This window comes from Curtobacterium sp. BRB10 (assembly GCF_031844325.1).
GTDB classification, from domain to species: domain Bacteria; phylum Actinomycetota; class Actinomycetes; order Actinomycetales; family Microbacteriaceae; genus Curtobacterium; species Curtobacterium poinsettiae_A.
Window position 1 is genome coordinate 330,139 of record NZ_JAUZVA010000005.1, and the last position, 13,156, is coordinate 343,294.

Annotated in this window: 10 protein-coding genes and 1 tRNA gene; 5 read left to right on the forward strand and 6 right to left on the reverse strand. The window is 66.3% G+C overall.

Annotation, left to right across the window (positions count from 1 at the left end):
* Window position 1 precedes the first annotated feature (1 nt).
* The gene (locus Q9R26_RS13070) at window positions 2-676 is read left to right on the forward strand and encodes a hypothetical protein (RefSeq protein ID WP_209133192.1); all 675 of its coding nucleotides are present in this window, start codon (window positions 2-4) and stop codon (window positions 674-676) included.
* 178 nt (window positions 677-854) lie between these two features.
* Window positions 855-2,702, forward strand: coding sequence for an ABC-F family ATP-binding cassette domain-containing protein (locus tag Q9R26_RS13075; RefSeq protein ID WP_311227519.1), 1,848 nt, complete (start codon window positions 855-857; stop codon window positions 2,700-2,702).
* A gap of 6 nt (window positions 2,703-2,708) precedes the next feature.
* On the opposite strand, the gene Q9R26_RS13080 is transcribed toward Q9R26_RS13075, so the two are convergent.
* Window positions 2,709-3,185, reverse strand: coding sequence for a VOC family protein (locus Q9R26_RS13080; protein WP_311227520.1), 477 nt, complete (start codon window positions 3,183-3,185; stop codon window positions 2,709-2,711).
* Window positions 3,186-3,232: 47 nt separating this feature from the next.
* A complete protein-coding gene (locus Q9R26_RS13085; protein ID WP_182066176.1) occupies window positions 3,233-3,727 on the reverse strand; it encodes a MarR family winged helix-turn-helix transcriptional regulator in 495 nt (164 codons plus the stop codon).
* 79 nt (window positions 3,728-3,806) lie between these two features.
* Here Q9R26_RS13085 and Q9R26_RS13090 point away from each other — a divergent pair.
* Window positions 3,807-3,878, forward strand: a tRNA-Gln gene (locus Q9R26_RS13090).
* 240 nt (window positions 3,879-4,118) lie between these two features.
* Here the strand turns inward: Q9R26_RS13090 and Q9R26_RS13095 are convergent.
* Together Q9R26_RS13095 and Q9R26_RS13100 are read right to left on the reverse strand one after the other, a co-directional pair.
* The gene (locus tag Q9R26_RS13095; RefSeq protein ID WP_145954453.1) at window positions 4,119-5,942 is read right to left on the reverse strand and encodes a hypothetical protein; all 1,824 of its coding nucleotides are present in this window, start codon (window positions 5,940-5,942) and stop codon (window positions 4,119-4,121) included.
* Complete coding sequence (locus tag Q9R26_RS13100; protein ID WP_111042539.1) at window positions 5,939-6,748, reverse strand: hypothetical protein; 810 nt, start codon at window positions 6,746-6,748, stop codon at window positions 5,939-5,941. The genes Q9R26_RS13095 and Q9R26_RS13100 overlap by 4 nt, the downstream gene beginning before the upstream one ends.
* 544 nt (window positions 6,749-7,292) lie before the next feature.
* On the opposite strand from Q9R26_RS13100, the gene Q9R26_RS13105 reads away from it, so the two are divergent.
* A complete protein-coding gene (locus tag Q9R26_RS13105; protein ID WP_079238205.1) occupies window positions 7,293-7,862 on the forward strand; it encodes a helicase associated domain-containing protein in 570 nt (189 codons plus the stop codon).
* 5 nt (window positions 7,863-7,867) lie between these two features.
* On the opposite strand, the gene Q9R26_RS13110 is transcribed toward Q9R26_RS13105, so the two are convergent.
* Window positions 7,868-8,770 (reverse strand): hypothetical protein, encoded by a 903-nt coding sequence (locus tag Q9R26_RS13110; protein ID WP_111042540.1) that lies wholly within the window; start codon window positions 8,768-8,770, stop codon window positions 7,868-7,870.
* Window positions 8,771-9,209: 439 nt separating this feature from the next.
* Here Q9R26_RS13110 and Q9R26_RS13115 point away from each other — a divergent pair, with 439 nt between their 5' ends.
* Window positions 9,210-9,776, forward strand: a complete 567-nt coding sequence (locus tag Q9R26_RS13115; protein ID WP_145954455.1) for a hypothetical protein — start codon at window positions 9,210-9,212, stop codon at window positions 9,774-9,776.
* Window positions 9,777-10,398: 622 nt separating this feature from the next.
* On the opposite strand, the gene Q9R26_RS13120 is transcribed toward Q9R26_RS13115, so the two are convergent.
* Window positions 10,399-12,882, reverse strand: a complete 2,484-nt coding sequence (locus tag Q9R26_RS13120) for a DEAD/DEAH box helicase family protein (RefSeq protein ID WP_111042541.1) — start codon at window positions 12,880-12,882, stop codon at window positions 10,399-10,401.
* Window positions 12,883-13,156 lie beyond the last annotated feature (274 nt).

Consider the following 13,156-nt stretch of genomic DNA (forward strand, 5'->3'; position numbering starts at 1 on the left):
CGTGTCCACGCCGGCCCCGCATGAGTTCGCCGGAGCCACGGTCTCCGAGGAGACCTGGCAGCAGGTGGAGGACCGTCTCGCGGGGGCGCCAGTCGGACCGCGTGTCCGCCGTTCGATGGTCCGGCGGGTCATCTGGATCGTGCTGGCCGTCGTCGCCGCGGTTGCAGCCGGGTGGCTGAGCGCCGAACACCTGCCGCGCTTCGAGCTGCCCTCGACCGGAAGTGGCCTGCCGGACTGGGCGTTCTTCGTCATCGTCCCGCTCATGATCGTTGGCCCGGTCTGCTGGGTCACCGCAACCGTCCGAGGCGGTGGACAGTTCCAGAGCGCGCTGTCCGACCCGATGCTCGGGCTTCCTCGTGCCGTCCGCCGACGGATCGAGCGCATGGCTCGTGGGCAGCAGCCCGCCGATCCGCAGCACCGGACCGCGCTCGTCGCACTCGCCGGCCGTCGGCTCGGTCAATCGACATCGACGTTCTGGCTCGCCCTCGGATGGACGCCGTTCGCGTTCGCGCAGTTCCTGCTCAACTGGGCGACGATGTTCGGGCTGCTGTACGCGCTCCTCACCGTGTTCTTCCTCGCGATGCTGCTCTGGACCGTCAGCAAGCGGAAGCAGTGGCGAGCGTTCCTGCAGGAGACCGAGCCCCGCGCAGGAGCCGAGCCAGCCCCCGCGAGCTGACCCGGGCCTCCAGGCCATCGCACCGTGCGCGGTCCGTCGGCTGGTGCGAGGTTGCGCGTTCCGTGTGCCGCTCCAGGCTCGCACCGAGCGGGCAACCTCGCACCACTCGAACAAGCGCGCACGCCCCCGACCACCCGCCCCGCACCCACCACCCCGCCGCGCCACCTACCCTTGACGCGTGGCACATCTCCTCGGCGCCGAGAACCTGCATCTCGAGTTCCCCACCAAGGTCGTCTTCGACAACGTCACCCTCGGCATCGACGAGGGTGACCGGATCGGCGTGGTCGGTCGGAACGGCGACGGCAAGTCGACTCTCCTCGCACTGCTGTCGCAGCGCCTCGAGCCGGACGGCGGCCGCGTCACGCACCGCCGCGGCCTGACGATCGGCTACCTGGACCAGCGCGACATCCTGCCCGAGGGCGCGACCGTCGGCAGCACCGTCGTCGGCGACCTCGAGGAGCACGAGTGGGCCGGCGACCCGAAGATCCGCGACATCATCGGCGGTCTGGTCTCGGACATCCCGTGGGACGTCAGCGTCGACGACCTGTCCGGTGGGCAGCGTCGTCGTGTTGCGCTCGCGCGGCTGCTGGTCGGCGACTGGGACGTCCTGTTCCTGGACGAGCCGACCAACCACCTGGACGTCGAGGGCATCGAGTGGCTCGCCGGGCACATCAACCGTCGCTGGTCGTCGAACCAGGGCGGCATGGTCGTCGTGACGCACGACCGGTGGTTCCTCGATGCCGTGTCGACCGACACGTGGGAGGTCCACGACGGGGTCGTCGACCCCTTCGAGGGCGGCTACGCCGCGTACATCCTGCAGCGCGTCGAGCGTGACCGGCAGGCGGCCACGATCGAGCAGCGCCGGCAGAACCTGGCCCGCAAGGAGCTCGCGTGGCTGCGCCGCGGCGCCCCTGCCCGCACGAGCAAGCCGAAGTTCCGCATCGACGCGGCGAACGCCCTGATCGACGACGTCCCGCCCATCCGCGACACGGTCGCGCTGTCCCGGACGGCGACCGCACGCCTCGGCAAGGACGTCGTCGACCTGCTCGACGTGAGCGTCTCGTTCGACGGCACGCAGATCCTCGACCGCATCGAGTGGCGCATCGCCCCGGGGGAGCGGACTGGCATCCTCGGCCCGAACGGCGCCGGCAAGTCGACGCTCCTCAACCTGGTCTCGGGTCGGCTGCAGCCGACGAGCGGGCGGGTGAAGACCGGCAAGACCGTGCAGGTCGCGGTGCTCGACCAGCAGCTCGCCGACCTGCAGCAGTTCGCCGACGACCGCGTGCGCGAGGTCGTGGCGCGCAAGAAGACGAGCTACGTCGCCGACGGCAAGGAGATGACGCCGTCGCAGCTGCTCGAGCGGCTCGGCTTCACCTCGGAGCAGCTCTCCACGCCGGTCAAGGACCTGTCCGGTGGGCAGAAGCGGCGCCTGCAGCTCATGCTCATCCTGCTCGACGAGCCGAACGTGCTCATCCTCGACGAGCCCACCAACGACCTCGACACCGACATGCTCGCCGCGATGGAGGACCTGCTCGACACCTGGCCCGGCACCCTGCTGGTCGTCAGCCACGACCGGTACCTGCTCGAGCGCGTCACCGACCAGCAGTACGCCGTGCTCGGCGGGCACCTGCGCCACCTGCCCGGGGGCGTCGACGAGTACATGCGGCTGCGCGAGGCCGGCACCGGTGGCGGGACCGCCTCTGCGGCTGCCGCCGCGTCTGCCGGGAGGCCCGACACCGTCGGCGGGACCGGCTCGGCCGGTGCCGTGGCCGGGTCCACTGCCGCTGGTGCGTCCGCCCTGTCGGGCGCGGACCGGCGCACGGCCGAGAAGGAGATGTCGGCGCTCGACCGGAAGATCGCGAAGGTCGGCGCGGACCGCAAGAAGTTGCTCGACCAGTTCGCGACGCACGACCAGTCCGACTACGCCGGACTCGGCGAATTGCAGTCGAAGCTCGGTGCGCTCGAGGCCGAGGTCGAGCAGCTCGAGGAGCGCTGGCTCGAGGTCGCGGAGCTGCTCGGGGTCTGAGCCGGTCTACTCGACGGACGCGGGGTCGACCGCGTCCTGGCTTGCGTCCGTCGGTGTTGCGTCCTGGGGCGCCCCGCCGCCGGGGTTCGCCACGACCTCCCACAGGTGCCCGTCCGGGTCCTGGAAGAAGCCGGACCACATGCCCCACGGGCGCGTGTACGGCGGCTCGAGCATGGTGGCGCCGGCTGCCTGCGCCCGTTCGAGGAACGCCTCGGCCTCGGCCTGACCGCTCGTGAAGTGCCCGATCGTGCTGCTCGGTGCCGTGGCCAGCTGCACGCCGGAGTCCTTCGTCATGTCGTCTCGGCCGTAGACGCTGACGATCAGCCCGTCGTCGAGGGTGAACATCGCCGTGGTGCCGCCGGCCTGCGTCTCGGTGGCGGGGTACTCGGTCCCGATGACGCCGCTGCCCTCGATGCCGAGCAGCGCGCGGTAGAACTCGGCCGATCGTGCGACGTCGGCGACGGCGAGGGTGATGGCGTGCATGCGCCGCACGCTACGCCGGGGCCGCTCGGCCCGTGCCACGCTTTCGGTCAGTCCCCGAGACCCAGGATGAGTCGGCGGAGCAGCCCGGCCAACTGGCCCTGCTCTTCGGCGGACACCCCCGACAGGATGTCCCGCTCGGCAGACAACAGGTCCGCGATCGCCGCGTCCACGGCCACCCGACCCTTGCTCGTCAGCGAGACGAGGATGCCGCGGCCGTCCTTCGGGTCGGTCCGCCGCCCCACGAAGCCCCGGGCTGCCAGGCGGTCCACCCGGTTCGTCATCGTGCCGCTCGACACCAGGGTCTGCTGCAGCAGGGTCTTCGGGCTCAGCTCGTACGGTTCACCCGCGCGCCGCAGGGCGGACAGCACGTCGAACTCCCACGGTTCCATGTCGCTCGCGTCGAACGCCGTCCGCCGGGCGCGGTCCAGGTGTCGGGCGAGCCGATCCACCCGGGACAGCACCTCGAGCGGGCCGAAGTCGAGGTCGGCGCGCTCACGACCCCACGCCGCGACGATGCGATCGACCTCGTCCTCATGCGGCATCCCTCCATCTTGGCCGAACCCGGAGCGGACAGCCAGCCTCGTCGGTCGTGGGAGGATGGAGGAGCACCTGCGGGTGCGTTCCGCCTTGGTGTAATGGCAGCACGACGGCCTTTGGTGCCGTTAGGTCCGGGTTCGAATCCTGGAGGCGGAGCGGGGGGGTGTTCGGAGTTTTCGGCGATCTCAGTCGGAATATTCGGGCGTGACAGCAGGCCGAGGTGGAAAACCGCGCTCAGCTCCGCTCCCAGGGTCGCTCGTCCTGTCCCGACGACCGCTGGGGAGCGTACCGCGACGCGTGCCTTGGTCTGCGTTCGCTTCGAGGAACGACGAATACCCCCTGCCGGACGTGGCGAGGGGGAGTTCAGGGTCTATGAAGTTTGGAGGCGCGGGCTCGTCAGTCCAGTAGTTGGAACTCTGGTAGCTGCGCGATTGCGTTGAAGCCGTTTCGAGAGTCGTGCTCGTCGAGGGTCAGGGTGCTCAGGCCGGCCTCGAACAGGGCGGGGCTGGTGTTGTTCATGCGGTTGATGGGCGCGAGGCTCAGTCGCTCCTTCAGCCACTCGATGATGCGAGCGAGGTTTGCGCTTGCAGCTGCGAATGCGGCAGCGAGCTCGACAAACCAGGGTCCGCGGACGCGACGCTTCATAGCCACTCCGAGGGCTTCGCGATCGGCGTCTTTGAGGCGCGAGTTGCCGTTCTCGACATTGTTGCGCTGGCCGAACCAGGCACGCTGCTCGTCGGAACCGTACTCGAACTCCTGGTGGTACTTCAGGTGGCGCTGATTCAACACACCCGGGCGATTGCTGAGGTTGCCCGGGACCTTGACGGTCTTCCCAGGCACTTTGAGTTCCACGACTTCGCCGGATTCGGGATCGAACTCGACCTCATCGCTCTTGAACGTGGGATAGGTGTACTGCCGGGCGCCCGTCTGGTCGAAGTTGCTGCGCGGCTTCAGATGGTACTTGCTGCGCGAGTTCCGACGCTTCGTCGCGAGTGCCTCGGCCTCAGCGCGAGCGGCGCTTTGCGCTTCTTTCGGTAACTCTTCAATGGCGGCAAGTCGTGCCTGGTGAGTTTGTTCGAGGAAGACGAGGGTTGAGGGCATGCATGCCATGTACCAGTTGCCGCCCACCATGATGAGCTTGTGACGGCCGTCTTTGCTGTTGTAGGACGCCTGGATGCCGAGTTCGGTCGTCTTGTAGTCCATAACGACCTTGACGCCAGCTTTCGCGAGCGGCCCTTGGAGGTCCTGAACTCGGGCGCCAGGGAAGTACGCGCGGTCGCCGATGAGTGTCTTGACGTCGATTCCGCGCGAGCGCATCGAGTTGTAGAGATGCAGCCCGTGTCCGCGAGTCTTGCCCGGCTTGTGCCCGCTGGTCGCGAGGAACAGGAGCGGGTATGTGAAGTCGCTTTCAGCAGGGTCGCGAGTCATGACCGCGAACTCGACCTCCCAGCCGAACTTGCGCTTGCTCTTCTTGACTCCGGACCCGTCGTGATCGCCATCGCGCGTGTACCACCCGCAGTCGAAGTTCACCGAAACCGTATCGTTCGGGCCGATTGTCTTGTCACCCTTCTGGCTGCCGGAGACCTCCGCAAAGGTGGCGTCGATGGCGACAGCGCCCTTGAACCGTCGGCGGACGTCCCTCGGCAGGAAGTTGACCGAGCCGTCAATGAGGAGGTTCGTGAGCTCGAGCATTCGCGCGTGCCGTTTGGCCATCTGCTTACGCTCTCGACTCGCGACGAGGAGGTCGTAGTCCTTCTTCAGCGTTCGCTCGCCCCGCTTGCCGGGGTGTCGGTCAGTGAGGGTTCGCAGGCGCTGGATCGCCTCCCAGAGGCGGCGGTACTGCGTAGCCTGGTGCGGAGAGAAATGAAGGATGCCAACGGCTTCGCGTTGCCGAACGGTCAAGGACATCGCGACTTCGGTCATCTTCTTGATGCTGACGCTTCGTCGAGCTCGCATCGTCACGAACATCAACTTCAGAAGGCTTGCTTCTGAGAAGAGTGCGCGACGTCCTCGATTCGAGCGACGTTCCTCACGCCGCCACTCCAGCACTCGTTCTTCAATCGGTGCGCGGCTGAACAGGAGAACCGCCTCGTGGACAGCGAGTTCGAGTGGAACCACTTCGCCGACGCGCATGTACTTCCCCATAGGCACACCGAAGGCTTCGAGCATGAATCGCTCAGCATCTTCGTAGTCGTGGTGCTTGGGAAGCGGCGCGGTCATCGTGCCACCTCCGCGCGGAGCTGGCTGCGGTAGGAGTCGGTGTCCAGTGCCGGGACATGGGCGACGAGTTGGTCGAGGTGTTCGAACTTCGTGACGCCGGCGGCGGTCATGAGAGCGCGCATGTCGGTGCGGGCGATGAGGTGGGTGATGAGCCAGGTGTTCCGCATGCGGGTGGTGACGGGACCTGGTTCGTTGCCGCGGTCGGTGTCGTAGAGGAACGTGGTGAGCGTACTGATGCCGTGCTTGACCCGCTTCGGCGACCCGAATACCCAGTGCTCCGGCTCGACCTCGGCAATGGAGTTGAGCAGGAGCGTCTCAAATCGGGCCAGGAGCGGAACGGTCCGGGCTCCCGCCGAGACGGTGACGAGGACACCCTCGGCGTCAGCGACGATGTCGCGGCGGCGGACCTGGAGGAGCTCGTTCGCTTTGAGCCCCGCTCCAGCGCAGAGCGCGAGGACGACGCCGGCGCTGCGCCGTCGTGCCGCGGTCGACTGGCCCGTCGCCCAGCTCTCAAGGAGGTGCAGGTCGAGGTCGTCGTACGGTGCTGCGGTGTTCTGCGGAGCCGTCGGCGCGAACTCCAGCGGCACCTCGCCGACGAGGACCTCGGACATGCGCATCAGAGCGGACCGGTACGTGCGACGCGTGGTGTCCGACCAGGTGACGTCGGTCCGGGTGATGTAGCGCCGGATGATGACGGGGTGGAAGACGACGGCGGTCTTCGCCGGGTATCCGCTGACGTTGATGACCCAGTCGACGAACGGTGCCGCGACAACGATGAGCCGGTCGGCGGGCTGAGCAATGGACACTGCCGCGTCAGCCACTGCGCTGACAACGAAGGCCCGGACAACGCTCCACCTGTCCTCCGCGAACGTCGGGACGTACTTCACCGGTGTTCCTCCGCGCCTGAGGAACGACAGGACGGCACGGAGCATCGCGGCAATGTACTGACGCAACGAGCGGAGGATCTGGCGATACATGCCCGCCCTATGCAGACGCAGTGAGATGAGCTGTGGGAAAGCGCTCCAGATTCTGATCTCGCTGCCTGCCGATCCCCATGACTGCGCGGATCAGTGGGTACCGCCGCCGATGCGAACGGACGCGCCCTGCCGGGCGTGTCGCCGCTTGCCCGCGCATACGACGGTGACGTCGGCGTCGTACGCGTGACGCTCGCGATGTGCATGCGATCCGGGCGGCTCTCTGCTTCGGGGACTCAGAAAACGTAGTGATCTTCGCGTCCGGATTGGTCCTGTTTGCGGACCCCGCTCGTCCGCGACCCGCGCGTCCTCCAAGATCACGCCCGTTCCGCGCATACCCCCTCCGAGGCCGACCGCCGGCCTCGGAGAGGACCACATGCCCACCCCGACCACGGCGCTCGCAGCGCTCCACGCCGAGTACTCCGACCACGCAACGCAGCCAGCCCTGACGCTCACCCTCGACCAACGGCGCGGCGTCGCGTTCTACCTCGCCGACACCGATGACTCCGTCGAGGTTGAATCCTTCGTACGACGCTGGACCGACCGAGTGCACGACCTCGACGACTTCGTCGACAAGCACGGACGGATGCCCCGCGCCGACTCGACCCGTCCCCGCCCTGCGACCGCCGAACAGACCCTCGTTGACACCCTTACGTACTTCCGGCAGATCGGCGCTGCGGGCGGCTACTGCTCGTACCAGGTTCGACGACTTGAAGCGGTGCCGGGCTTCGCATGGAACCCCCGGGACGCTCAGTGGTCCGCGATGCTCGCCGCGCACCAGCAGTTCTGGGTCAATCATCAGCGACCGCCGCGTCGTCGCGCGACCGACCCTGCCGAGGTGACGATCGGACGGTGGGTCGCCCAGCAACGCGCCCAGCACGCCCGCGGCCGCCTGCTGCCCGAACGCGAACAGCAGCTCCGGGCAGCACGGTTCCGGGTCCTCTGACGGCGTTACCGAACTTCGCGAGCCTCAGCGAGGATCCGTCGACGATGCTCGGAAGCGTCCATCGTCGGAATGTGCCGCAGAGACGTGACCAAGTGCTCCGGCTTGCGCAGTCCGCCGGCAGCCATGAGCTCCCCGACGTGCGTGCCGCCAGCGAGCTGCGTAGTGATCCACGTAGCGCGCATTCGCGTGGGGACTGGCTTCGGCTCGTTGCCGAAGTCGGTGTGGTTGATGAACGGCGTGACGAAGTTGTAGGTCGCCTTTCTGTCCTCCCCGCCAAGCACCCATGCGTCGTCCGGCACGTCCGCGAGGGAGTCGATGAGGAGCTGTTCCCATCGTTCGAGCACAGGTACCGACCTCAGCCTTCCGCCCTGGACGTCGACGAGCGCTCCGTCACGGTCAACGCGCACGTCGCTCCGCCGCAGTTGCTGCATCTCCCACGGGTCAAGCCCAGCACCTGCTCCCAGGGCGAGGACTGCGCCAGCACCTCGACGTCGCAGTGCCGTCGACTGCCCAAGCGCCCAGGTCTCGAGCAGGTTCATTTCGAGGTCGGTGTACGGGGCAGTGACAGACTGCCCGTTCAACGGCGCAAACTCGATCGGACCCTCTTCGGGGAGGACGACCTCCGAGATCCGGAGCAGGAAGGAGCGGTAGTCGCGGAGCGTCTTGTCCTTGAGGTTTAGGTCGTCGCGGGAGATGTACCGGCGGATTAGCACCGGGTGGAACACGTTCGCGACCTTCTGCATCCCGTTGACGTGAACGACCCAGTCAACGTACGGCGTTACCGCGACCATCAGCCGCTCAGCAAGGTAGGCACACGCGGGTGCGACGAGCGCGACAGCGTCCAGTACGAACGGCTCGATGTTGGCCCACCGGTCGGCGGGAACCGACTGGTTCCGGTACTTCCGCATCGCGTGGAGGGGTTCTGGGCGAAGCTGCGGGACAAGCGTCCCCTTGTCTGCGTTCGAGCTTCGGGCCCCGAGCGTTGAGTCCCCGAGGATGAGCGGCTCGGGTTCCCAACATTGGACGTGCGAGCAGTGCTCGACGAGACCTCGACGTGGGAACGGACGACCGAAGGCGGCGCCCATCGGCCGCCCCAGGGCAGTCGCAGACGTGACGGTCTCCTGGTGCGGCACGACGCGGTGCTCGGTAGAACGAGGTGAGCGGAGCGCCGCTCGAACGGCGGCAGGGAGCGAAGGCATGCCACGGCTATGCCCGACGGCCGGACCCTGACGTGAGGAACGCCGAGAAGTAGACCGACACGGCCCTCAAGGACCGCTCCTAGCCAACTTCCCCAGCTGGTTCGGGCGTGCCGGCATAGCTCCAGGACAACGACTCCTGGAGGACCCCTTGGATTACCGCACCGCTACCCGTGAAGAACGAGCCGCCGAGTTCATCGACTTCGCGACGAAGCTGCACGACGGCCGATACGACTACGCGCACGTTCCGCTCGGCTACGTCAACGGCGACACCAAGGTCACCATCATCTGCCCCGACCATGGGCCCTTCGAGCAGACCCCGCGCGAGCACCGCCGAGTCCGCGAAACGCCCTGGGGCCCACAGCGTGGCCAGGGTTGCCGAGACTGCAAAGGGTTCAACGCTCAGGCGGAGATTCGTCGCGAGCGATTCGTTGCGAAGGCTCTGGCCACGCACGGCGACCGGTACGACTACACCGATGTCGTGTACTTGGACGCGCGAACCGACGTGACCGTGAACTGTAGCGAACACGGAGCATTCTCAGTCCGCCCAGACAACCACACCTCCAAATACGCGACCGGCTGCCCCAACTGCGCCCTCACATCTCACCGCTCGGCACCGCGGTCAAAGAAGAAGTCAGAGGAAGGCCAGTGGCGGAACCGCCCGGCAGGGACGACCACCGGACGGAAGCGGACCCCGCGCAGCGCGGAGACCCGCTAGCTGCGCCGTCGACCGCAGCCCCACTACTCGTTCGCCTCAACGTGTCAGCACCGGGCTCGTCGTGAGCGACGGCGAGGCTTGCAACCTGCCGCCAGCGGGGGAGCGGCTACCCGAATCGGCTGCGGGCAGAGCGATCTGTCGGCCCAACCCACACCATCGCGATGGCGTTCCACGGGATGTTCTCGCGGTTCGTCGGCTTGCGGCAGAAGGCAGGGTTGTTGTTGTTGTGAAGAGGGGAGCGAAAGTGTCTCGAAGTGCCTCAAACTGTCTGTTCCGCTCCTTGTTTGTCTGCCGCCAAGGCTTCCGCGGCTCGGCGAGTGCTGTCGGCCGGCGGCGGAAATGGCAGCCGCTGATCTGCCTAGAAGCCCACGGGAGTGTGGCCGCCCCACCCCGATCTGGATCGGTAGTGCGCTGATCGTGATCGGCCTGGTGTGCTGGATCGTCGAGGGCGTTCTGAGCAGTCGCACGACAGGCGGCGGACCGTCTCACTAGCCGATCGGCTACCGGACGCGCGCAGCCCAGATCCCGCGCTTCTCACGGTGCAGGATCCCTGCGTCGGCAAGCGCCCGGGGTGGGACGGTCGGCTGAGGCAGAGTGAACGGCCCCTGCAGCGACAGCGCGGTCAATTCTTGACACCACGCTGTGGTGTCGTGAAGTCGACCAGTTTGCTGGCGGAAAGCCCGTGCCCTTCGAGCAACTTGGCGACCGCTTGCGGGTCTGTCCAGACGCCTTCGGCCAGCGCGGTCGCGAAAGCGCGCAGTGCCGCCGCGAGTTCACCTAAGCCCCTTCCCGTGATGATGCGCATCCCTGTTACTGGAGTTGCATCCGAGTAGGCAGCGACAGCGCGATGCACCATGATCGGCACTGGCCGTGCGGCGGGGTCGTAACGCTTGCCGAACCACAGCATGGAGGTCGCGAGCTGTCCCATGTCGCGTTTCGCGATCGCGGCGCTTTTAGCTCCTGTTTTCGCTTCGATGACCCAGAACTCGTTATCACCAAGTGCCCAGAGATTGTCAGGACCGGTGTTCGTATCGTGCTCGGGGCGCTGAGACCCGAGCCCGATGAATTCGCCGCAGCGTCGCAACGCCTCTTCGGTCTGGTCTGTGCGGTATTCATCGAAGACGAGGTCCTCGATGATGGACTCTACGTCGAGGCGAAGTCCTGCGGCGGTCGAGTACTTCTGCCCGAGACGGCGCGCGCATGTCGCTGCTTGCGGAGAGTGAGCCTCTAGAGCGACGAATGTCAGTCCGGCCAGGGGCTTGGTGACATTGGTATTCAGGGCGCGAGCTTGCGTGAGGATCTGCTGGCCAAGTTCAGGGTTGGTCATATCGGCGTAGGTCGCTTGCAGCTCCAGGAGCCTGCCTGCGGACGCCTCATCCTGTTCCGCCTCGGCGGCGCTGCCGATGCGGTCGCGCGCGGCGACGAGGTTGCCGTTTTGGGCCAGTGCGTAGGCCTCACGCTCTGCCACCGCAGCATCGGAGACGTGGCCGGGCGCAGGTGCGATGTTGCGTAGTGTCCTGAGTGCGAGTTCGACCCAGCTCTTGTCCCGTGATAGCGCTTGTTTGACCGTTTTGATGATGCCACTCATCGGGAGGTTATCCATGTTCGAGGCGACCTGCCTGGAGAGCTTGAGCTGTTGCTGGGTCGCAGGACTGAAACGCGTCACGGTGCGTGGGTCCACGGTCAGTTGTGCGAGTCGGGGCCCGAGGAGGAACACCACGCAGTGGTCCTCGTTGCTACGCACGCCGCGGCCCATGCCCTGCTCGATGCGTTGCACCTGGCGGTCGTCAATTCCTGAACTGGAGCGCGTGAGGGTAGAGCTGATGCGGTCTTCGGGGCTAAACGCCTCGGGTAACCCGTCGAGTACCAGCACGCGACAAGCATCGTCGGGGAGGTCGATCCCGTCATACCGATTGACCAGCACGACCAGCCCGATGTGCTTCCTGCCGCGGAGCTTCTTCACGGCATCTTCGATATCGTCCTTCGTCGCGACTATTGCTGCGTGGGCTTTCCACTTCTCTGCCCATGGGGTGCTGGGCACGAGGACTACGGTGTTGACCATTTTGCTGAGATCGACAATCTGGGAGCGGATCTCCTCCGCGGAGAGTGCAGGATTGATCTCTTGTGGGGCGAGGATCATTCGCTCTCCGATATCACCAGCGGTCAGTGGGGTGATCGGTGATTGAACGCTGGCTGGAGCGGCGCCGAAGTCGGTGACGAGGACGCTGTCGTCGGCGAGCGTCGCTGTGAGGAACACGCGGTGCTTCGCTTCCATGAACGACGTCACGTGGTCGATGGGCGGGCAGTGCGGCGTGATCGTCAATTCATGGTTTGCGAAGGCGGCACGGCACAGGGGCAAGACTTCGGCAACTGCCGGCCAGTCGTAGAACAGGTCCTGTTTCTCGCCTGTTTGTAGGCGGAGGAGCTCTCGTACCTGCTCGACTTTTGACCGCCACGCCCAGAACGGCACGCGCACTGGAGCGCCTCGCCGGTCGTCGCGCACGTCGAGGTACGAGTCCGAGGACTGCGTCTTCAAATCCTCCACGAACAGCTCCAGAAGCGGCATGAATGCAGCGTTGCTGCGAGGCACGGTCAGCGACAGCTTTTCTCGTGTCGTGGCGATGGCAGCGTGCACGTCGTCGATGACCACCGCTCCGATGGGGACGCGGGGTCGCGTGGGCCGACGGTCTGAAAATACCGTCCGACCGTTGACGAGTTTGTGTGCGTTGATGATGCCGATGGCTTCGCTGTTGAGGTAGGACGCGCCGTCGACGTTTGTTGTGACGGCGATGCCGATTTTCTCTGCCTCTGCGATGACCTGCGTCACGAGGTAGTCACTGGGGGCTACGAAGAGCGCGGGGCCGGCGTTGGCGTTCAGGTAGCTCTGAAGAATGATGAGGCCATCGATAGTCTTGCCGCCGCCGGTATTGACTTTGATGATGATATCGCGATCGTCGCGGCGCTCGTGCCACTTCGATAACACCTGCCCCTGAACGTCGCGGAGGTACCCGTAGCCTGGCGCTTTGGTCAACTGACTATGCAGTTCCCGCGGCTCGATAGGAGCGTCATCCGCCCCGCTCGCCAGCATTGCTCCGAAGTCCACCATCGGCCTGCTCCATCGCTCGCGGGGTGTGCAGCTTCCTGCCTCCGGCCACGGCGGCCGTCCCCATGCACACTCTAGCGAAGTGTCGAGAATCGCTCATCCCCGCCGATGCGGCCGTCAACCTGCGCACTGCCACCGTGCTTGCGCTCTCCGATAGCTGCCGAGGTCGCCTAAACGCGGTGGGCCCACTCAATGCTCCCGAAGCACGAACCATCGTCTCGATAGCCGGTCCTTCAACGGACGAGTGGTCAGAGCCTGTCCTTGACGCAGTTCTGTC